The sequence below is a fragment of the Citrobacter sp. UYEF32 genome (assembly GCF_040546205.1).
GTDB lineage: Bacteria > Pseudomonadota > Gammaproteobacteria > Enterobacterales > Enterobacteriaceae > Phytobacter > Phytobacter diazotrophicus.
Map to the genome: position 1 here is coordinate 490,139 of NZ_JBEPNI010000003.1, position 21,819 is coordinate 511,957.

The 21,819-nt window shown below is 56.4% G+C and carries 15 protein-coding genes and 1 pseudogene; 5 read left to right on the top strand and 11 right to left on the bottom strand.

Translation table 11 applies throughout. The features are described from left to right. Window positions 1–16 precede the first annotated feature (16 nt). Window positions 17–1,585 carry an ABC transporter substrate-binding protein gene (locus ABIB59_RS10600; RefSeq protein WP_354035353.1) on the bottom strand — a complete coding sequence of 523 codons (1,569 nt, stop codon included), beginning with the start codon at window positions 1,583–1,585 and terminating at the stop codon, window positions 17–19. A 405-nt stretch (window positions 1,586–1,990) separates the two neighbouring features. Here ABIB59_RS10600 and ABIB59_RS10605 point away from each other — a divergent pair, with 405 nt between their 5' ends. After that, on the top strand, window positions 1,991–2,146 hold the full coding sequence (locus ABIB59_RS10605; protein ID WP_041852206.1) for a Hok/Gef family protein: 156 nt from the start codon (window positions 1,991–1,993) through the stop codon (window positions 2,144–2,146). Between the two features lie 71 nt (window positions 2,147–2,217). Here ABIB59_RS10605 and ABIB59_RS10610 read toward each other — a convergent pair whose 3' ends face one another. Genes ABIB59_RS10610 through ABIB59_RS10625 form a run of 4 tightly spaced genes read right to left on the bottom strand, consistent with a single transcriptional unit; the run spans window position 2,218 to window position 6,980 of the window. After that, window positions 2,218–3,729, bottom strand: coding sequence for an FGGY family carbohydrate kinase (locus ABIB59_RS10610; protein ID WP_354035355.1), 1,512 nt, complete (start codon window positions 3,727–3,729; stop codon window positions 2,218–2,220). A 32-nt stretch (window positions 3,730–3,761) separates the two neighbouring features. After that, window positions 3,762–5,180 (bottom strand): L-fucose/L-arabinose isomerase family protein, encoded by a 1,419-nt coding sequence (locus ABIB59_RS10615; RefSeq protein WP_354035357.1) that lies wholly within the window; start codon window positions 5,178–5,180, stop codon window positions 3,762–3,764. A 32-nt stretch (window positions 5,181–5,212) separates the two neighbouring features. After that, window positions 5,213–6,157 carry a transketolase family protein gene (locus ABIB59_RS10620; RefSeq protein ID WP_110295784.1) on the bottom strand — a complete coding sequence of 315 codons (945 nt, stop codon included), beginning with the start codon at window positions 6,155–6,157 and terminating at the stop codon, window positions 5,213–5,215. Next, window positions 6,150–6,980: a transketolase gene (locus ABIB59_RS10625; protein ID WP_041852202.1), complete on the bottom strand. Its 831-nt coding sequence runs from the start codon at window positions 6,978–6,980 to the stop codon at window positions 6,150–6,152. The genes ABIB59_RS10620 and ABIB59_RS10625 overlap by 8 nt, the downstream gene beginning before the upstream one ends. A gap of 316 nt (window positions 6,981–7,296) precedes the next feature. Here ABIB59_RS10625 and ABIB59_RS10630 point away from each other — a divergent pair, with 316 nt between their 5' ends. Then, entirely contained in the window at window positions 7,297–8,250 is a 954-nt protein-coding gene (locus ABIB59_RS10630; RefSeq protein ID WP_041852201.1) for a sugar-binding transcriptional regulator, read from the top strand. 311 nt (window positions 8,251–8,561) lie between these two features. Here ABIB59_RS10630 and ABIB59_RS10635 read toward each other — a convergent pair whose 3' ends face one another. From ABIB59_RS10635 to ABIB59_RS10660, 6 genes are all read right to left on the bottom strand, one after another. Continuing rightward, window positions 8,562–9,650, bottom strand: a complete 1,089-nt coding sequence (locus ABIB59_RS10635; RefSeq protein WP_041852200.1) for an ABC transporter permease — start codon at window positions 9,648–9,650, stop codon at window positions 8,562–8,564. Between the two features lies 1 nt (window position 9,651). Further along, window positions 9,652–11,178 (bottom strand): sugar ABC transporter ATP-binding protein, encoded by a 1,527-nt coding sequence (locus ABIB59_RS10640; RefSeq protein WP_172600676.1) that lies wholly within the window; start codon window positions 11,176–11,178, stop codon window positions 9,652–9,654. Then, window positions 11,178–11,786, bottom strand: a complete 609-nt coding sequence (locus tag ABIB59_RS10645; RefSeq protein ID WP_079497978.1) for a DUF2291 family protein — start codon at window positions 11,784–11,786, stop codon at window positions 11,178–11,180. The genes ABIB59_RS10640 and ABIB59_RS10645 overlap by 1 nt, the downstream gene beginning before the upstream one ends. A 13-nt stretch (window positions 11,787–11,799) precedes the next feature. Then, window positions 11,800–12,741: a D-ribose ABC transporter substrate-binding protein gene (locus ABIB59_RS10650; RefSeq protein ID WP_041852198.1), complete on the bottom strand. Its 942-nt coding sequence runs from the start codon at window positions 12,739–12,741 to the stop codon at window positions 11,800–11,802. A gap of 117 nt (window positions 12,742–12,858) precedes the next feature. Continuing rightward, entirely contained in the window at window positions 12,859–13,521 is a 663-nt protein-coding gene (gene entD / locus ABIB59_RS10655) for an enterobactin synthase subunit EntD (RefSeq protein ID WP_354035361.1), read from the bottom strand. A gap of 50 nt (window positions 13,522–13,571) precedes the next feature. Continuing rightward, entirely contained in the window at window positions 13,572–15,827 is a 2,256-nt protein-coding gene (locus ABIB59_RS10660; RefSeq protein WP_354035363.1) for a TonB-dependent siderophore receptor, read from the bottom strand. Window positions 15,828–16,072: 245 nt separating this feature from the next. Here ABIB59_RS10660 and fes point away from each other — a divergent pair. The 3 genes and pseudogenes from fes to entF form a co-directional block, all read left to right on the top strand. Continuing rightward, window positions 16,073–17,299, top strand: a pseudogene (fes, locus tag ABIB59_RS10665) (enterochelin esterase); the annotation flags it as partial. 24 nt (window positions 17,300–17,323) lie between these two features. Continuing rightward, complete coding sequence (locus ABIB59_RS10670; protein ID WP_107222501.1) at window positions 17,324–17,527, top strand: MbtH family protein; 204 nt, start codon at window positions 17,324–17,326, stop codon at window positions 17,525–17,527. 10 nt (window positions 17,528–17,537) lie between these two features. After that, window positions 17,538–21,413 (top strand): enterobactin non-ribosomal peptide synthetase EntF, encoded by a 3,876-nt coding sequence (gene entF, locus ABIB59_RS10675; protein ID WP_354035365.1) that lies wholly within the window; start codon window positions 17,538–17,540, stop codon window positions 21,411–21,413. The last annotated feature ends 406 nt before the right edge of the window (window positions 21,414–21,819 follow it).

Here is a 21,819-nt window from a genome sequence, read left to right on the forward strand (position 1 = left end):
CGGCGCAATCGCTAACTTACTTGGTTACGCGGTCATACCACACCATATCGGCATTTAACCCTTGCTGGTAGCCTTTCACATTATCACGTACCACGATTTGCGTTTTCCCTTGATCAACAAAGATATAAGGGGATTTATGCTGCAATTCTTGCTGCATTTTTTTGTAGAGCTCCAGACGTTTGGCGACATCCGGCTCGGCAACGGCCGCGAGCGTGGCTTTGCTTAATTCAGGGATCTGCCAGCCATTCAATCCGGCAACCGTACTGGATTTCCCGTCATTATAGGCGAAGGCGCTGGCGTTGGAGTGGGCGTCAAAATAATCGGGGATCCACAGACGAATCGCCGCCTGATGCTGTTTGGCACGCACGCGGGCATAGACCTGGCTACCCGCAGCGGGTAACAGATCTACCTTCACGCCGCCCTGAGCAAAACTGGCTTGCATAGACTGGGCGATGGTAATGAACGGCGGTTTGTTTTCGACGTCCAGGGTGAAGTGCGCATCCTTAATGCCCGCTTTGGCGAGGATCTCTTTTGCTTTTGCCGGGTCGAATTTAAACGGGTTATCTTCCAGCGCGCCTGGCAGGCCGACTGGCAGGAAACTCTGGTGGACAAAATATTGCCCTTTCAGCAGATCTTTGGTGATGCCGTCGTAATCGACCAGCCAGCGTGCCGCCTCCCAGAATGCGGGATTGTTCAGCAACGGGTTCGCGCTGTTACCGGCGTTAAAGACCAGATAGTTCTGCTCAGCAGACGGAATACTCAGCACCTTAATGCCTTTCTTATCTGTCAGCGCGCTAATCTGATCGGCACCGAGATCGCGCGCCACATCGGCATCGCCCTGTTGAATTAACAGACGACGGGAAGCCGGATCCGGTACGTTTTTAATAATGATATTTTTCAGTTTGGGCGCGCCGCCAGGTGAAGTGGGATTGGCGTCCAGTACGATAGCCTGATGCGGTTGATAGACGCGCATTTTGTACGCGCCGCTGCCCGCAGAGTGCAGTTTTAGCCAGGCGTTACCAAAATCATTGTCTTTGACGTTCGCGCTGACCAGTTTCTCATCTACGATTGAGGCGATAGGCGTGGAGAGAATATTCAGTGCCACTGCCGGGCTTACATCCGCCGTCCAGTGCAACTGGATCGTATGATCGTCGATTTTCTTTAACTGGCTGGCGATATTGTCCGGTTCCCAGCCCAGGACGTTAAGAATAAAGGCCGGGGATTTGTTCATGGTGACCGCGCGGGTATAGGAGAAAATCACATCCTCAGGGCGCAGCGGGTTACCGGAAGCAAACTTCGCGTCACTTTTCAGTTTGATGGTCAGGGTTTTAGCGGCCGCATCGGGCTGCCAGCTTTCTGCCAACACCGGGTTAATCTTTTCAGGGTTCTCACGATCCGGCTGGACCAGGCGCTCGTACAGGCTTGGAACGGTCTGGATACTGGAAAGCTCATTGGCTTCTGCCGGATCCAGGCTGACAATATCGTCCAGACCTTGTGCAACAACCAGGGTATCTGGCGGCGTTGCCGCATAGCTGGTGGCAGAGAGCAGCGTCATGATGACGAGAGGCAGCAGTTTTTTGGTCATATGAGATCCCTGTAAAGTTAATTTAGTGTCATTATTTTGTATCGCTAAAGTAGGCTGCTTCCGATTTTTCTTAAAGTTTAAATTCGTCTTTATTTATGCGCTTAAGGCATAAGCCAGATTATTTGGCTATGAAAATGGAGCCAAACAAAGATGAAAAAGCGGAGGGATTTTTAGCGTTTTTATGTTTTCTGAAAAATTGATTTTAACTGGATATAAATACAGTTTTATTCGTACAGAGGGAAGTAAGCGGGTAGCATTCTCGCGGGTGCCTGAGGCTTTCTGAGTCAGGCATTTGCAGGGTTCAGAAAGGTGAAAGCCCCAGGAGATAATGTTATCAACCTGAGGCTTATCATCCAACCCTCGACAAGTTGGATGTTAGTCTCTTTTTTGCACGGAGGCAACGACATGCTAACGAAGTACGCCCTGGTGGCGATCATGGTGCTGTGTATGACTGCACTGGGTTTCACGCTGTTAGTACGCGACTCGCTTTGCGAGATGACGTTCAAACAACGGGATACGGAGTTTAAAGCTGTTCTCGCTTACGAATCGAAGAAGAAGTAGCTAACCTGAATTGCGGGGAGCAATCCCCGCAAATCATCTTGTCAGGTTTGAACCTCACGCACCCAAACTCTTTAGCCTGCCTGCGTTTTTTGTGTGCGGGCAAGCTGTACTGCGCTTTGCCAGTCATGCCAGCGTTTTTGCAATCTGTCGTGACGCTGTTCATCCGGTGTGAACGTTGCATGTTCGGGAAGATACTGGCGAAGCTGTTCTGTATCGATCTGCAACAGTGCCTTTCGTGCCAGCAGTGCCGCTCCCATAGCTGATAGCTCCGGGACGTCGCTGCGCATCACCGGGCAACCCAGCAGGTCGGCCTGATATTGCATCAGCCAGTCGTTCCTGGTAGGGCCACCATCGACCATCAGCGCTTTTAAGGCGAAATCGCCGTGCTGGCGCATGGCAACCACCACGTCGGCAATCTGGTAGGTGATCGACTCCAGCGCTGCGCGAACCAGATGCGCGCGCTTGACGCCACGGCTCAGGCCATGAATCAGACCACGCGCATCTTCGTCCCACCAGGGGGCGCCGAGGCCCGTCAATGCCGGAACAAAATAGACGCCGAGTGTTGATTCTACTGAGGCCGGTAGCGTATTCAGCGCTTGCGCCAGTTCCGCTTCCGGCAGCTCGCTTAAGCCTGTACTTTCCGCCATCCATGCCACTGCATCGCCGGTATGAGGAATGTTGCCTTCCAGCCCGTACACCAGCCGTTCACCATCATGCCACGCTACGGTGGTCGCCAGTGATTTCACGTCACACTGAGCGGAGACCACCGGAGCCATTACCGATGACCCCGTGCCGTAGGTCGCTTTCACACACCCGGCGGCGCCAAGGCCGTGGGCGAACAACGCGGCGTGCGAATCTCCGATCATCGCCAGCACCGGGATACCCTCCGGGATGGCGTCCAACCCTTTGGTGTAGCCAAACAATCCACTGGAGGGGCGAATTTCCGGTAGCGCCTGACGGGGGATCTGGAAGAGTGTGAGCATCTCCGCGTCCCAGTCGGCGGTATTAAGATTCAGTAACTGTGTGCGCGAGGCATTCGAGTAGTCGCAGCAAAATGACTCGCCCGCCGTCAGGTGCCAGAGCAGCCAGCTATCTATTGTGCCAAGACAAATTTCACCTTGTTCCGCCAGCCCCCGACCATTGGGCAGCGAATTTAATAGCCAGCGCATTTTGGATGCGGAAAACAGTGGGGCAACGGGCAGCCCCGTCACCGCTTTAATTTTAGCGTCCTGACCTTGCTCGCGCAGAGCATGGCAAAAATCTGCCGTACGTGAACATTGCCAGGTTATGGCCGGACCTAACGGCAACCCGCTTGCGCGATACCAGCCAATGGCCGTTTCCCGCTGATTGCTGATCGCCAGCGCCGCTACTCGCTCGGGGCCAACCTGCGCAATCACCTCGCTTATTACCGCCAGTGACGCCTGCAATAGCGCTTCGCCAGACTGCTCTACCCAGCCCTCGCGGGGTGTCTGGATGGTCAACGGGCGCGCGCTTTTCGCCACCACATTGCCCTGAGCATCCAGCGCGACGGCTTTGGCGTTCGTTGTCCCTTCATCAAGCGCGATGACAATATCTTTCGACATGGTATTTCTCCATCAGGCCCATGCGCACTGCATTACTGGTGCAGGTAAGTATCAACGCCGAGATAGCGCGTGAAGGCTTCATGCAGGATAGCGCCACTGGCCGCGCGGTTCATCGCCACGTGGTGCTCAAAACCGTTACGGCAAATATAGGTGAGCAACGCTTCCAGATGCGGAACCTGAATGACTGCGCGACAACCGACAGTATCCAGCGGATCGTCGACGGATTTGCCTTCGCCCACGTAGGCTTTGATTTCACCGGTTAAATCGTCAGTACTCAGACGGAAATAGGTGAGGGGGCCGGATTTCAGGCGGCCATGCACCGCGCCACAGGTGTTCTCTTTACCCACGGTAGTACCGATGATGTCCGCGGTGCCCATATGCGGGGTTTCCAGGCTGGCGGCAGCGAAGTTACCGCAGTGAAACAGCACGCATTTGTCGCGATCGTCGCCAAAGTTGTTGTTCCAGTCGGCAATCGAGGCCGGGCTCATATTGGCGCTTGCCAGTGCGTACATAGAAAGCGCGCCCATCACGTCGACTTCACAGGCTGACGGCATCAGTTGACCGGACATCACGCTCATGATGGAGCAGACGTTAATGCCCAGGTTTTCCTGCAACGAGGTCCAGCACTGAATGGCCGTGGTGTCGATATCGTTGGCGATAACCCATTCGCTGATGACCACAAACAGCTTCGCCATGGTGACCAGTTTGTCGGCGGCGATACCGCTGGCATCGGCGTTATCCATCAGCAGACGGCGCTTCTCATCTACGCGGATATCATCGTCACGCAACAATTTGATACGGGTGAAGACTTCGGACAGATCCAGAGTTTCCACTGCAATGCCCAGGCGTTCGAGCAGTTTTTCGCTGTAACGTACGGTGTTGAAACCGGCCGGGCGTGCGCCGATGGCCCCCACGCGAACGCCACGCATACTGCTCACCACGCGGCAAATTTGTTCAAAACGTTTCAGATCCTGCTCGAAAACCTCGCCGCTCAGGGCGCAAACGTGTTGTGTTGTCAGGGTGAACGGGATGCCGTACTGGCGCAGGTTGTTGCACAGGGAGATCTTGCCGCAGAAGCTATCGCGGCGCGTCGCCAGCCCCATCTTATCCAGGTTGTCCTCTTCCGCCTGGACCAGCACCGGGACGTTCAAGCCCGACAGGCGCAGGGTTTCCGCCACCGCTTTTTCATCGCCGAAGTTTGGCAGCAGCACAACCACGCCGTGAATTTCATCACGGTGGGCGCGGAACAGTTCGGCACAGATTTTGGCATCCTGGCGGGTTTCAACACCGCCGAGCTCGGTCTGGGTCTCATCAAGCATAATGGTTTTAATGCCAAGACGGCCAAACAGGGCGACCGCCTGTTCACGGGCTTCTGCCACCAGGTAGCTTGGGAAAAATCCGCGGTTACCGATAATCACCGCCATGGTCAGTTGTTGAGGAATTCGGGACATTGCTCTCTCCAGTAAGTTGTTCTTTATTATTCTTATTGCCGTGTCAGCAGTTCACGGGCGTTTTTCACCACACCTGCGGCATCAATCTCATGGCGCGCGCGGGTGGAGGCCCGATCGGCGGCGATCGCATATTGACCATCAGGGATACCGAGGCGGCGCAGCGGGATGCCGTGTCCGGCTTCTGCCAGTACTTCGGCGACCAGGCTGCCCACGCCGCCGTTGACGTTGTGCTCTTCAACGCTGACGACCGCTTTACAGGTGTTCAGGGCGGCCAGTAATTGCGAGGTATTACACGGACGAATAGACGGTACACTGATAACACAGGCCTCAATACCGGCTTCTGCCAGTTGTGTGGCGGCGGCGACAATTTCATGGACTGTCGATCCCATCGCCACCAGCGCAATGTCTTTCCCTTTGCGCAGCACATCAATGTCACCCGGTTTGAACTGATAACCTTCATCGTGCAGTTCCGGCAACGCTTTACCGTCGAGGCGGATATAGACCGGGCCGACGTGGTCCAGCGCATAGTCAATTATTTGACGGCATTCAACAGGGCAGGAAGGGGCGTAAATTTCGATGTTGCCAAAACCACGCAACACGGAAATATCGTCGATGCTATGGTGCGTACTGGCCAGCGGGCCATAGCTGGCACCGGCATTCAGGCCGAACAGCTTCACGTTGGTGTTGTTGTAGCAAATATCTACTTTGATCTGTTCGTTAGCACGCGAGATCAAAAATGGCGCGGCATTACAGGTCACCGCAACTTTGCCGCCAATGGCAAGCCCTGCGGCGGCTCCCACCAGTGTTTGCTCGGCGATACCGACATTCACCAGGCGGCCTGGGAATTTCTTCATAAATGGTGAGATCTTGGCCGTGGAGGTGGAGTCTGCCACCACCGGCACCAGGTCTATCCCGCGGTCAACCGCGTCGATAAACGCATTCACCATCACCGTTGCGAGATGTTCGCTATTACTCATCTTTCAGTTCCTCCAGCGCCAGTTCAACTTCTTCACCTTTCGGCACCCGGTGGTGCCATTCCGGGCGTCCCTGAATAAAGGAGATGCCAGCGCCTTTGGTGGTGTAAGCAATCACGACGTGCGGTTTCCCCGCAGGCTGCAATCCTTCCAGCGTCGCCACCACGTCGGCCATATCGTTACCTTTACACTCGGTAACCTGCATGCCAAAGGCGCGCCATTTTTCATCCAGCGGATCGGTGTTCATGATCTCTTTGGTTGGGCCGGCCAGTTGAAGGCTGTTTTTATCGTTAATAATGATCAGGTTATCGAGCTGGTAATGGGCGGCGACCAGCGCGGCTTCCCAGTTACTGCCCTCCGCCAGTTCACCATCACCGGTGACGACAAACACCCGGCGTTTGCTGTTGCTGCGTTTGGCCGCCAGCGCGATACCGACCGCAACGGGCAGGCCATGGCCCAGTGCGCCGGTATTGAGTTCGATACCCGGAGTTTTATGTTTTACCGGATGGCCCGGCAGATGCGAATCGGGATGCTGATAGGTTGCCAGCCAGTCGACAGGGATAAATCCGGCTTCCGCCAGAATGCAGTAATATCCCCCCACCGCGTGGCCTTTTGACTGGATGTAAATGTCGCGTTCATCGCTCTCTTTCAGTTCTGGCGAACAGTTCAGAATGCGGAAGTAGAGCGCAGTCAGCAGCTCAACCTGGGATAGGTCTGCGCCCGTATGCCCACCTGCCGGGCTTTCGGCATTCAGCACGATGATGCGACGGCGTACGGCGCGTGCTTTTTTTTCAAGCTCCTCAACAGAGAGCGAAAACGGATTCATAGTCCACCTCTTGAATTTATAATCTAACTTGAATAAATATTCAATCAGGGTGAAAAAGCACACCTGCGCGCCCTTTTGCGGTCGATCCCACAAGGTTAAACGTCAGGTTGTAATTGCTTTGAATATATATTCACTACTGATTTATTATTCATGAGTAAAGATATGCCTTGTCCGGAGGTTTGTCTACGCCTTGTGAAAGCAAATTTGGAAGAAAGGAGAATAGGATCACATTTGGATCCTCCCGCCCGGTATTGCGCAGCTTGTTATCTATTCGGGTATGAATAAAAATGACAGGAGAGAATTGAAGGGGAAACCAATGTCAAAGCAGGATGAGCAGCGTTTGCTGGTGAAGATCGCCACGCTTTATTACAACGAGAACAAAAAGCAGTCAGAGATTGCCTCGCTGTTGAACTTGTCGCAGTCATTTGTCTCACGCGCACTGACGCGCTGTCAAAAAGAAGGGCTGGTGAAAATTACCGTGGTTCAGCCCACCAATATTTTTGTGTCGCTGGAAAAGGCCATTGAGCAACAGTATGGCATCCGTCAGGCAATTGTGGTGGATGTGGGGGAAAACGCCAGCAATGCGCAGATAAAACATGCCATTGGCAGTGCGGCGGCGCACTATGTGGAAACCCGCGTCCGCCCGGAAGACCTGGTGGGGATCTCTGCCTGGAGTAGTACCATTCGCTGCATGGTCGATGAAATGCACCCGCAAAATATCCGCGCCCAGGGTGTTATTCAGCTTCTTGGCGGGGTGGGGCCGAACGGCAACGTGCAGGCGACCATTCTGACTCAACAACTGGCGGAACATTTAGGCTGCCCGGCCTGGCTGCTGCCTTCGCAAAGTATTGAGCACTCGGTTGAAGAGCGCGCACGGCTGGTAAATAGCCCGGATGTGGCGGCGGTGGTGGCGAAATTTGCCGAGGTCGATGTGGCGATTGTCGGGATTGGCGAGCTGGAGCCGTCACAATTGTTGAAAAATTCCGGCAACTACTACAACGAAGATATGCTGCATTTGCTCTCCGAACGTGGCGCGGTAGGGGATATCTGCCTGCATTACTACGATGCGTCGGGGAAACCCGTTCTTACCCAGGAGGAGGATCCGGTCATTGGCATGGAGCTGGAGCAAATTCGCGCCTGCCAGCAGGTTATCGCGCTTGCGGGCGGGCCGGAAAAGCACAATGCCATTCGCGGCGCGTTGCAGGGGAATTATATTGATGTCCTGATCACGGATTACGCCACCGCGCGTAGTCTGGTAAGCCACGGCTGACCTGGGTTACGCCGCCTCCGGGAGTCCCGGGTGCGCTGCGCTTACCCGGGCTACGACCGGTTTTCTTCCTCTCCCCCGGGGCGGAGGAATCCCCACAAAAATGCGAGTACGAACGGTCCCCTCTCCTCTTTGGGGAGAGGGTTAGGGTGAGGGGGAAATGCGGCTCTGATGGTCATTGCGTTCACCTTATGTTCCTTGTTTTTCTGTCGCGACAGAACCCGTGAACGTGCCAGGGTGGCTCACCGCCACCACCCTGGCGACCTTTTGTCGATATCTGAGGCCTGAGAAACCCAGGCCAAGCCGATAAAAAACTACTTACTTTCTATCACTGCTTTTTGCGCAACCACCGCCGCTTTTTGCTGCATACGGTTCTGCATCTGATCGATGATGACCGCAACGATAATCACGATACCTTTAATCACCATCTGCCAGAATTCACTCACGCCCATCATCACCAGCCCGTCGGCGAGGAAGCCGATAACGAAGGCGCCGATCAGTGTCCCGAGCACGGTGCCGCGCCCGCCTGCCAGCGAGGTTCCGCCAAGCACCACCGCAGCGATGGCGTTCATTTCAAAGGCTGTACCGTTCGCCGGGTGGCTTGCCAGCAACTGTGCCGACACCACGATCCCAGCCAGCGCCGCACAGAACCCGGAAATGGTGTAGACCCAGATTTTGACCTGCCTGACCTTCACGCCGGAAAGCTCTGCCGCACGCTCGTTATCGCCGATGGCATAAACGTGGCGGCCAAAGGGCAGGCGACGCGCGACATAGGCAATCACCACCGCCAGCACGATCATCAGCCAGATAGCCCACGGGATGCCAAACAGCGTACCGGCGCCAATCTCATCAAAGCCGGTATTGCCCAGCAACGGATTGCCGGAAAGCCCCGGAAAGGTTTGCCCATCTGAGGTGAGCATCGCGGCGCCACGCAGGACATACATCGTACCGAGCGTACAGATAAACGGCGCGACGTTATAGCGGGTAATTATCCAGCCATTCACCGCGCCAATTAAGCCGCCGATCAGCAACACCAGCGGCACAATCACCCAGACGCTGGGGAAAATGGCGATACCAAACATCGGCAGCACAATCCCTTTGGTGATCATCCAGCCGGCTATCATCCCGCACAGGCCCAGCGTTGCGCCGATGGACAAATCGATCCCGGCCGTGATGATGACAAACGTAATGCCCAGCGCCAGGAAGGCGTTGATGGCGATATGTTTAATCATGATCACCAGGCTGCCCGTCGAGAGGAAGCCGGGTACCGTGGCGGTAAAGAAGCCAACAATCAGGAACAGTGCGATAAAGGTTCGCAGCTTTAACAGTAGAAGCAGAATGCTTTCGCGTGACAGCGATGCGCTTGCGCGCGGGGCCACCGCCACAGATTGTGTTGTTTTCATATCAGAACCCCTGAGCACTTGCCGTTACCAGCGCCGATTCTTCGGCCCGATCGCGCACGATATCGGCAGTAAGTTTGCCGCCGGACATCACCAGAATGCGGTCAGATACCGCCATGATTTCTTTCAGATCGGAGGTGGAAAAGACCACTGCGATCCCCTGTTCGGAGAGCTGCACCATCATGCGGAAGACGTCGGCTTTCGCTCCCACGTCAATCCCGCGTGTCGGTTCATCCAGAAACAGGACTTTCGGGTTGGTTAACAGCGAGCGACCAATGACCACTTTTTGCTGATTACCGCCGCTCAGCGCCTGGATTTCCACATCCGGCGTTGAGACCTTAATCGACAGATTGCCAATCGTGCTGGCCACCACCGCCTGCTCATCTTTTTGCGAAATGGTGATCCCGCGCTGCAACCGCCGCCACAGGCTGGCGATGGTCAAATTGGTTGCCACCGACGATATCGGGAAGATACCGGTACGTTTGCGGTCTTCCGGTACCAGGCTCATCCCCATGCGGATACGATCCGCCGTTGCCAGCCGCTGCGGCACAGGTTTGCTGTCGAGCCACAGTTTGCCCAGGTAGTTGCGTTCGGTACCGAGCATGCATTCAAACAGCTCTGTGCGCCCCGCGCCCATCAGGCCGTAAATACCGACAATTTCCCCGCTGTGAACCTTAAAGGTCACATCGTCCACCACCGCATTGCCCGCGCTGTTAACGCAGGTGATGTGCTCCGCTTCCAGCACCGGCGCGCCAAAGGTACGCCCCGGTGCCAGGAAGTTGCTCACCGGATCGCTGCCCAGCATTTCGCGAACGATCCACGGGACGTCGATGTCGCACACTTTCGCTTCGGCCTGAAACTTGCCGTCGCGCAGAATGGTGATGACATCGCCAATGGCCATTAACTCTTCCAGACGGTGCGAAATATAGATAATCGACACCCCCTGGCGGGTCAGCTCACGGATCACGCGAAAGAGGATCTCCACTTCCGTTTTACTCAGCGCCGACGTGGGTTCGTCGAGGATCAGGATGTCCGCGTCTTCCGCCAGCGCCTTGGCGATTTCCACTAACTGCTGCTGGCCTACTTTCAGGTTGCCCACCAGCTCTTTCGGTGAAATAGGCTGGTCGAGACGTTTTAACAGCTCGGCGGTCCGTTTTTCCTGTTCCGCTTCGTTGATAGGCGCAATCCCTTTTTGCAACTCGCGTCCCAGGAAAATGTTCTCGGCGACGTTGAGGTTTTCAAACAGGTTCAGCTCTTGGTGCACCATGCCGATACCCAGTGCGGCAGCGGCACGGGTACTGGAAATCTGCACCGGTTTGCCGTTGAGTTCGATTTCACCCAGGCTCGGTTGCTGTACACCCGCGAGGATTTTCATCAGGGTGGATTTCCCTGCGCCATTCTCGCCGATGATCACATTCACCTTGCCGCGCCAGACGTTGTAGTCCACGTTGTCCAGCGCGATGGTGCCTGGAAAGAGCATCGAGATGCCGCGCGTGCGCAGAATAATGTCATCCACAGGTACATCGCTCATTACTGTGTCTCCTGTTTCAACTCCAGTGCCGCGGCATCTGTTGCCTTACCGCTCTTAATCGTGATGGCCATCAGCACAGTCGCCTGTTTACCCACCCAACTCTCATCCACTTTGGGTAAGTGCTTGATGGTTTCGCGGTTGTAAGCCCGTGATAACTGCGCAAATTGAACCTGGTTGGTAAAGTCTTCAAATTTAAAGCCTGTGGCATCGCGAATGGCATTGCCCTGGATAACCGGCCCGGTCTGCACTTCCAGCGGCTGGCCATTGAACGTAATGATCAGCTTTTGTTCACGTTCATTACTGACATCGACGCGTTCGACCTTGCTTGTCAGGTGAACAAACACGCTTTGTGGTTTGTCGCTTGTCGCCTTCAGTTGTGTGGTGAGTGCGGTGGCGTCCAACGCATGCTTGTGGGCGGCGTCGATGACGCGTTCTTGCCATGTTTGTTGCGCGATCTGCTGTGGGGTCATGTTATCGAAGCTGGCTTTCGCATTCGGATCGGCAGGCATTATCGGCTTGCCGTTTGCATCCAGATCCACCACTGTGCAGGCCGTCAGCAACAGGGTGGTGCACCCTACGAATGCAGCACCCCATTGTTTTAACGACATAACATCTCCGCTCTTACTTGCTCAGGTTGAACATTTTCAGTTTGCTGGCGTTGCTTTCGTCGATCAGCATGCAGTCCATAAGCTGTTTCTCTTCTTTCTGGGCTTTGCCGTTTTTCAGGAAGTGATCGGCCTGTTCGACTGCCATTTGCGCCTGTTGCCAGCCTGGTTGCAGAACGGTGGCTTTGATGTTGCCTTTGTTGATGATGGAGTCACGCACGTAATCGCTGCCGTCAAAGCCAACCACAATGACGTTGGTTTTCCCGGCGGCTTTCAGCGCGGCTTCTGCGCCGAGCGCCATGGTGTCGTTACCGGAGATAACACCCACGATGTCCGGGTTGGTTTGCAAGATAGCTTCCATACGGGTGAAGGCTTCGGTCTGGCTCCAGTTCGCGGTCTGTTGCGCCACCATTTTCATATCCGGAAAATCATCCAGCACATCGTGGTAGCCCTGCGAACGGACGCTGGCGTTGGTATCAGACTGACGCCCTAACAGTTCGACATATTTGCCTTTACCGTCCAGCAATTTGGCGAATTTTTGTGCGCCCAACTGTGCGCCCTGATAGTTGTTAGAGACGATTTGCGCGACAGCAACGCCGGTTTTGTTGATTTCACGGTCAATCAGGAAGGCCGGTACGCCAGCAGCTTTGGCTTTTTCCAGCGGGCCGACGGTGGCGTCTGCGCCGGCGTTATCAAGGATGATCGCTTTCGCTTTACGGGCAATCGCCGTTTCGATCAGTTGGTTTTGTTTGTTCACGTCATCATCATGGGAAGCCACGAGGGTGGTGTAGCCCAGTTCTTTGGCTTTTGCCGCCGCGCCGTCTGCTTCCGCTTTAAAGAATGGGTTGTCGTGTGAGGGGGTGATAATGGCGATCAGTCCGTTATCCGCGGCAAACAGCGAGCCGGAAGCGGCGATCAGGGAAGCCAGTACAGCAGATTTCAGTAGGGTCGTTTTCATCTTTTTCTCCACATTGAATATTTATTCAATAATGATTTATTATTCAAATTAACGATAAAACGGCAATGCTGAACTGTCTATGGTTTGTGCAGCAAATTTCTTAAAAGGAGAAAACGATCACGATCCTGTAGGAATACCGCTCACCAGAGTCAGGATCTGTTCTGCATGAGAAATCCATGCAATATCGACGCACATCCCTGCGTGATGGCGGCTGAATTGCGCATTGGTGCGCAGGGTGAGTGACCCGTCATTCAGTGCAATGAGCTGCGCGCTATGGAAGCCGGGAAAGGGAAAGGCAAGGGTGGAAAAGGCTTTGAAAAGACTCTCTTTTGCGGAAAAAGCAAGCGATAACCCCTGTTCAAAGGGAAGCGAGGCACGCTGTAATAACGCGTTTTCTTCGGCATTCACGATGCTTTCGGCGATCTCATTACTCAGTTGAGGAGAGAGTACGCTCTCAATATCCACGCCGACACAGGCAGATGAGACAACGGCGACAGCGGTCTGCCCGGCATGGCTGATGCTACCGTAAAGTCCGGCGGGCCAGAGCGGTTCGCCGTCAGCACCGATACCCGGCACGGCCTGATGACCATAATTTCGCAGGGCATGCACGGCGGCAATCCGCCCGGCCAGATGTTCGCTTTTACGCTTGCGTCCGGCGTTTGCCAGGCGGTCATAGTGGGGCAGCCACAAAAGATCGCGCTCTGCAAAGGTTGCGGGGTCGAAGGTGATGAAATGGACCGGGTGAGAATGAAGGGTAAGCGTGGAGTGAAGGATATCCATATTTCGCCTTACGCCCGCCCTCTCCCCGCAGGGAGAGGGAAGGTTAGTGCTTAAAAGTGGGTATTGATACCCATGTACCAGGTACGACCGGACTCGTTGTAGGTATTGGCACCTGCGCCGTACATCCAGCCGGTAGTGCCGCCGGTGCTCTGCGCGTTACCCATACGCCAGTGACGTTTATCAAAGACGTTGTCGACACCAGCGGTCAGGCTCACGTATTTGTTCACATCCCAGGTACCGCTCAGACCAACGATGCTGTACGGGCTGACTTCGTCCTTAGCAGAACCGGTCACCGGGTTACCCTGGTAGTCATATTTCTTCGGCTGTTGTTTGCCGTACCAGGTGAAGGTGGACTGCACGGAAACATCCTGCACAACCTGCCAGCTCAGCGTTGAGTTGAGGGTATATTCAGGGATGATCGACAGACGTTCACCGGTGGTTTTGTTCTTACTTTGCAGCATGTAAGTGACGTTGTTGCTCAGGGTTACCGCGTCGGTGACCGGAATGTTCAGCGTCCCTTCCAGGCCTTCAACGACCGCCTTAGGTACGTTTTCCCACTGATAGATATCGGTTTTGGTGCTGCCGACTTTGGTCTGGCTTAACGGTGAATAGCCCGCTTCAATCTTGTTGCGGTAGTCGTTGCGGAACCAGGTCACGCCCGCCAGCCAGCCTTCATGTTTGAACTCCAGACCAATCTCTTTGTTGATACTGGTTTCCGCTTTCAGGTCGTCGTTACCCATCATGTAGCAGCCCACGCCGGTGCCGCTGGCGTAACAGCCCTGACCCTTACTGTATAGAATGTAGTTCGGGTTGGTCTGGTACAGGCTCGGCGCTTTATACGCGCGGGCGATCCCCATTTTCAGGGTAAAGTCATCACCCAGACCTTGAGACAGGTTCAGCGACGGGCTCCAGTTGTTGCCGACCACTGTATGGTGATCGAAACGCAGGCCTGGCGTCAGCATGGTGGTGTCGGTCACTTCCATATTATCTTCGGCGAAGACAGAGAAGATTTCCGCGCTGGAGTAAGGGCTGCGGCCCGTGCTGGCGAAACCGGAAATCGGGCCGCCCTGCAGCGCCTGGGTGTTGGACGCCATATCCTTCATCCGCTGCTGGTTCCATTCGGTACCGACGGTCAGGTTCTGGTTGATCAGCAGGTCAAACGGCACGCTCACTTCGCTGTGCAGCATCACGTCTGCCAGATCGATATCTGAGAAATGGTTGCTGTTGAACAGGCCTTCCAGCCCGCCCGCCAACCCTTCGCCGAGACGTGAGTTGCGGGTGTGCTCATACTGTGCCCAGTTATTGGTGGTCACACCGTTATCCCAGCCGCCCGTCCAGTTGATGGAATAGTTCTGGCGATAGAGGCGGTTGGTCTCCTTGCCGTAGTTTTCCTTCACGTAGTTGTTGGTGCTGCTGTCGTTGTTGGTGTTCTGGGTGTCGCCCGCGTAGAGGTTCCCCTGGCGGCTGTAACCGGCCTGGAACTCCAGCGCTTGTCGCGGCGCGAAATCCCAACGCACGACGCCGTTAATATCTTTGTTCTCCACCCCTTCACGCCCTGCGGCCATAGTGTTGGAGTAGATACCGGTACGTTCAGACTGGTGATCCTGGTTAATGTCCCAGGCATCGGCCTGCGTTTTATTCAGGTTACCGTACAGACGGAAGCTGAAATCGCCGCCCAGCGGGCCGCTCAGGCTAAAGTCGGTACGTTTAGTCGCGCCTTCATCTTTGTGCTCAGGCGCATTGAAATAACTGTTCCACGAACCGTGCCATGCCTGATCGGTCGATTTTTTGGTGATGATATTCACCACCCCTCCCGCAGCACCGTTACCATAACGCGCCGCGGCCGGGCCACGAATAACCTCAATACGTTCAATCATGTCGGCCGGTACCCAACTGGTATCGCCACGGGTATCGCGCTCACCGCGCCAACCCTGACGAACAGAGTTACGGCTGGTGACCGGTTTTCCGTCGACCAGGATAAGGGTGTTTTCCGGCCCCATCCCACGGATATCAATCTGGCGGTTGTTACCACGTTGACCGCTGGTAGAGTTGCCCGTCAGGTTAACGCCGGGCATGGTGCGGATGATTTCGGAAACGTCACGTGCGGGTGGGTTTTTGCGGATCTCATCAGCGGTGATGGTTGATACCCCTGGCGCCTGCAGATTTTGCTGCGCGGCGGTAACCACAATGGTGTCATCATTACTGGCTGTCTCGCTGGTCGTCGTCTCTGCCGCGAATGCGGGTAAAGCCACGCCGTAAATTCCCAGATTGACCAACAAGGTCAGGGAACGCATTTTGTTTTTCATTGTTTTTCCTGCTTTTCTTGCCGTATTCCCGCGCGATCCATCCCCAGACGGGTAAGAAACACGGCACGCCATTGCCATTCAAATGCGAAGGGGGCTCATCCTGAGAAAATCCGCAAAAGACGGCATTGTGATTATGAAAGACGCGCTCGCCAAAGCGCGACAATACGCTATTGCAAATGAAAATAGTTATCAATAATATTATCAATAATTGTTAATCTGCAAGCAAAAATTTCCACAGTGAATGTGAGGTTATGGCGTTGGCATTGATAGCGGGAAGCGAGGCCTGGTGGAAGGCAAAAACGGGGCCAGAATGGTGTCTGGAAAGTGATGGAAATTATCAGGTTACCTTCTGGTGGCGTGACCCGGCGGGTACCGAAAACACCTCCAGCACTACCCATGTCTGGATCTATATCACTGGCGTCACTGACCACCATCAGCAGGCGACGCCGCAGTCGCTGGCGCGCATTCCCGGAACGGATGTCTGGTGCTGGCAAACGCAACTGGAAGCAGGGTGGCGTGGAAGCTATTGCCTGATCCCCTCCGATGGCGCTGACGACTTCTCGCCGCAGGTGTTTGCCCAATTGCCGCCGGATCGTATGGCACTGCGCGAAGGCTGGCGCAAACTGCTGCCACGCGCGATTGCCGATCCGCTTAACCCGCATAGCTGGCGTGGCGGGCGAGGCCATCCCGTATCGCCGTTGGCGATGCCCGGTGCCCCGCATCAGCCAGGCTGGGATCGGCCCGATGCCGTATACACCCCGGCGACGGTGATGAGCTGGCATAGCCAACGCCTGAATAACCATCGACGCGTGTGGGTCTACGCCACCGGCGATGACCCGAGCGCTGAGCGCCCGCTGGCGATACTGCTCGACGGTCAGTTCTGGGCCGAAAGCATGCCTGTCTGGCCCGCGCTGGCAGCCCTTACCGAACAGGGTTTATTGCCGCCTGCCGTCTATCTGCTCATCGATGTAATTGATACCACCCACCGCAGTCAGGAATTGCCCTGTAATCCCGATTTCTGGCTGGCGATTCAGCAGGAATTATTACCGCAAGTGCAGGCGGTAACTCCCTTTAGCGATGATGCTGGCCGCACGGTGGTGGCCGGGCAGAGTTTTGGCGGTTTGTCAGCGCTCTATGCCGCCTTGCACTGGCCGCAGCGTTTTGGCTGCGTGCTGAGTCAGTCGGGTTCCTGTTGGTGGCCAACGCGCGACGGCCAGCAGGATGGCCTGCTTATCGAACAACTCAAACGCGGCGAGGTATCCGCGCAGGGGCTGCGTATTGTGCTGGAAGCCGGGGTGCGCGAGCCGATTATTTTCCGGGCCAATCAGGCCCTTTATGCCCAATTACAACACACACAGCAGACGGTTTTCTGGCGTCAGGTTGACGGCGGACATGATGCGCTTTGCTGGCGCGGCGGGCTGACCGCAGGGCTGATGACCCTCTGGCAACCTTTGACACGCGCGACGCAATAAGCGCAATTACGACAGGAGCCTGGTATGGAATGCAGCAACCCCTTCGATAATCAACAGGGGCAATTTTTTATTCTGCAAAACGCGCAGCAGCAGTTTAGCCTGTGGCCACAGCAGTGCGCGCTTCCGCAAGGATGGCGCGTGGTATGTCAGCCCGCCTCGCAGGAGGTGTGTAACGCCTGGCTCCACGCCAACTGGCAGAGTTTAACCCCGGCGCATCACGCCTGCTAAGGAGACGCGAATGACCACACGTTTACCCCTCGTGGCCGCGCAGCCTGGGATCTGGATGGCAGAAAAACTCTCCACGCAGCCCAATGCCTGGAGCGTGGCCCACTATGTCGAGCTGGACGGCGAACTGGACGCACCGCTACTGGCGAAGGCCATCAAAGAAGGCCTGGCCCAGGCTGATACTTTGCGTATGCGCTTTACAGAAGACAATGGCGAGGTCTGGCAGCAACTGGACGATGATAGCGTGTTTGCCTTGCCGCAGATTATTGATGTTCGCCATCATGCCGACCCGCATGCGGCCGCGCTGGCATTAATGCAGACCGATCTCGCGCAGGAGCTTCGCGTGGACAGCGGCAAACCGCTGTTCTGCCATGTGCTTATTCAGGTCGATAACCATCGCTGGTTCTGGTATCAGCGTTATCACCATTTGCTGGTAGATGGCTTTAGTTTTCCCGCCATTACCCGCCAGATTGCCGCCATTTACCGTGCCTTGCGTGCGGGTAACGTCATTCCCCCAACACCCTTTACCCCCTTTGCCGGGGTGGTGGACGAATATCAACGCTACCGGGAAAGCGACGCCTGGCAGCGTGACAAAGTCTTCTGGGCGGAACAAAAACGCATATTACCCGCACCGGCTTCCCTGTCACCTGCGCCACTGCCGGGCCGTGCGGCGACGACCGATATTCTGCGTTTGTCATGTCGCCTGGATACCGCCGCATTCCGTCGCCTGACCCAGGCGGCGAACCAGTGCCAGTCAGCCGATCTGGCGTTAGCGCTGGTGGCGTTGTGGTTAGGCCGACTCTGTGGGCGGCTGGATTATGCCGCCGGGTTTATTTTTATGCGCCGGATGGGCTCAGCGGCGCTGACCGCAACCGGGCCGGTGCTCAATGTGCTGCCGCTGGGTGTGCATATAGACGAGACGCAAACCCTGGCGGAACTGGCCAGTGCCCTTGCCGGGCAACTGAAAAAGATGCGCCGCCATCAACGTTACGATGCCGAGCAAATCCAGCGTGATGCCGGACGCGCTGCCGGGGATGAGCCGCTCTTTGGCCCGGTGTTTAACGTCAAAATGTTCGATTACCTGCTGGATATTGACGGGATTGCCGGGCAAACCCATACATTGGCGACAGGCCCGGTCAACGATCTGGAGATTGCGCTCTTTCCGGACGAAGAGGGCGGCCTGACGCTGGACGTGCTGGCTAACCGCAGCCGCTACGATGAACGCGTGCTCAATAACCATGTCGCCCGCTTGCACAGCCTGTTGAGCCAGTTTGCCGCGGACCCGACGCTGCGCTGCGGTGAGGCGCAGTTGATCTCCATTGATGAGTGGCAGAGCATCGAAAAAATTAACGATACCGGCATGATGTTGCCAGCCACAACGCTGAGCCAACTGGTGGCCGAACAGGCGGCAAGAACGCCGGATGCTCCGGCGCTGGCCGATGCGTGCTGGCAATTAACCTACCGGGAGATGCGTGAGCAGGTGGTGGCGCTGGCGCAACTTCTGCGTGAGCGCGGCGTTAAACCTGGCGACAGCGTTGCCGTCGCGTTACCGCGCTCTGTGTTTTTGACGCTGGCGCTGCACGGCATTGTTGAAGCCGGGGCTGCCTGGCTGCCGCTCGATACGGGTTACCCGGATGAGCGGCTGCACATGATGCTGGAAGATGCCAGGCCGCGTCTGCTTATCACCTCTGATGACCAGCTTTCACGTTTTAGTGGTCTGCCTGGCCTGAATCACCTTTGCTACAGCGCACCGCTGGCGGTGACGGGCGGCGAACCCCTGGCGCTGTCCCGCCCGGAACACACCGCCTATATCATCTTTACCTCGGGGTCTACCGGGCGACCGAAAGGGGTGATGGTTGGGCAGACCGCTATCGTCAACCGTCTGTTGTGGATGCAAAACCACTATCCGCTGAACGCGCAGGACGTCGTGGCGCAAAAGACGCCGTGCAGCTTTGATGTCTCCGTGTGGGAGTTCTGGTGGCCGTTTATTGCCGGCGCGCAACTGGTGATGGCGGAACCGGAGGCACACCGCGACCCGCAGGCGTTGCAACGCTTCTTCGCCCGTTTTGGCGTGACCACCACGCACTTCGTGCCGTCCATGCTGGCTGCGTTTGTTACATCGCTGACGCCAGAAACGGCGCACGCAAATTGCCGCACATTGAACAAGGTCTTTTGCAGCGGCGAAGCGCTTCCGGCGGCCCTGTGCCGCGAGTGGCAACAACTGACCGGCGTGCCTTTGCATAATCTTTATGGGCCTACAGAGGCCGCCGTTGATGTGAGCTGGTATCCGGCGTTTGGCGATGCGCTGGCGGCGGTGAAGGGCAACAGCGTACCGATTGGCTACCCGGTGTGGAATACGGGTCTGCGTATTCTGGATAGCATGATGCAGCCGGTACCGCCGGGTGTGGCGGGGGATTTGTACCTGACCGGTATTCAACTGGCGCAAGGCTATCTGGGGCGACCGGATCTTACCGCCAGCCGCTTTATCGCTGACCCCTTTGTGCCCGGCGAGCGTATGTATCGCACTGGTGATGTGGCGCAATGGCTGGAGAATGGCGCGGTGGAATATCTGGGCCGCAGCGACGATCAGCTAAAAATTCGCGGCCAGCGTATTGAGCCTGGTGAAATAGACAAGGCGTTACAGACACTGACAGATGTCGCGCAGGGCGTCGCCCATGCCTGCGTGCTCAATCAGGCGGCGGCAGGCAATGGTGATGCGCGCCAGTTGGTGGGCTATGTGGTCTCAGAGAGCGGTCTGCCGCTGGATCTCACCGCGCTGCGCGAGCAACTGAGTACGCAGCTACCGCCGCATATGGTGCCGGTGGTGCTGCTGCAACTCAGCGAGCTTCCGCTGAGCGCCAATGGCAAGCTCGACAGAAAAGCGCTGCCTCTGCCTGAGCCCGCGCGTGAGCAGGTCGGTCGGGCGCTGAATCCGGGCGTGGAAGTGCAGATTGCACAGGCTTTTTCCGCGCTGCTCGGCTGCGAGGTTCAGCACGCGCAGGCCGATTTCTTTGCCCTCGGCGGTCACTCTTTGCTGGCGATGCGCCTGGCTGCACAACTGAGCCAGACGTTTGCGCGCCCGGTGACGCCGGGGCAGGTTATGGTAGCCTCAACGGTCGAGAAACTGGCGGTCTTGCTGACGCAAACACAGGCCGATAGCCAGCTTGGTCTGCAAACCCTTCTGCCCTTGCGTGATGGCGACGGGCCGGTGCTGTTCTGTTTCCATCCGGCTTCTGGTTTTGCCTGGCAGTTCAGCGTGCTGGCGCGCTATCTCTCGCCGCGCTGGGCGATTATGGGTATCCAGTCTCCGCGTCCTGATGGGCCGATGCAGCAGGCCGCCACACTGGATGAGGTGTGCGAACACCATCTTGCGACACTGCTTGCACAGCAGCCACATGGGCCTTATCACCTGTTTGGTTATTCGCTGGGCGGTACCCTGGCGCAGGGGATTGCCGCCCGGCTGCGGGCGCGCGGGGAAACGGTCGCATTTTTAGGGCTGCTGGATACCTGGCCGCCGGAGACGCAGAACTGGGCGGAGAAAGAGGCCAACGGGCTGGATCCTGCCGTGCTGGCGGAAATCGAGCGCGAGCGACAGGCGTTTCTGGCGGCGCAAAAAGGACAGGCCTCGACGGAACTGTTTGCCGCGATTGAAGGTAACTATGGCGATGCGGTACGTCTGTTGACCACGGCCCACAGCGCGAAATTTGACGGTAAAGCGACGCTCTTTGTCGCCGAACGCACGCTGACGCCGGGGATGGATCCGCAAAAGGCCTGGTCGCCGTGGGTGAGTGAACTGGAGGTTTATCGTCAGGATTGCGCCCATGTGGATATCATTTCCCCGCAGGCGTTTGAAGCAATTGGCCCGGTTGTGCGGGAGCTGTTGGGGTAGGGGGAAAATGCCCCCGGTGGCGCAGTCGCTTACCGGGGTACGGGTGTAGATACTGTGAACGCCTTCAACCTTTTTAGCCATGGCTGACTCGTCTTCCCGCATGACAACCACAGCGACATCTTTGTGCCCCCCTGGCGCAGAGCGTGCAGCGAGTAACTCGAGTCAAACCGACCGCAGGCAGCGGGGCGGGAGGCGAACGCAGTGCGAAGCACCGATTTCTTTGCGGGGCCGCGGGGATTGTAAAGGGGAACGCGGTGTTCCCCTTTACCCGTTCACGTGTCCGAAGGTGACATTTCGCCATGAACATAAGGTGAACGGAACCCGCCTCCTGAGCCGCATTTCCCCCTCACCCTAACCCTCTCCCCAAAGAGGAGAGGGGACTGTTCGTGCTCGCATTTTTGTGGGG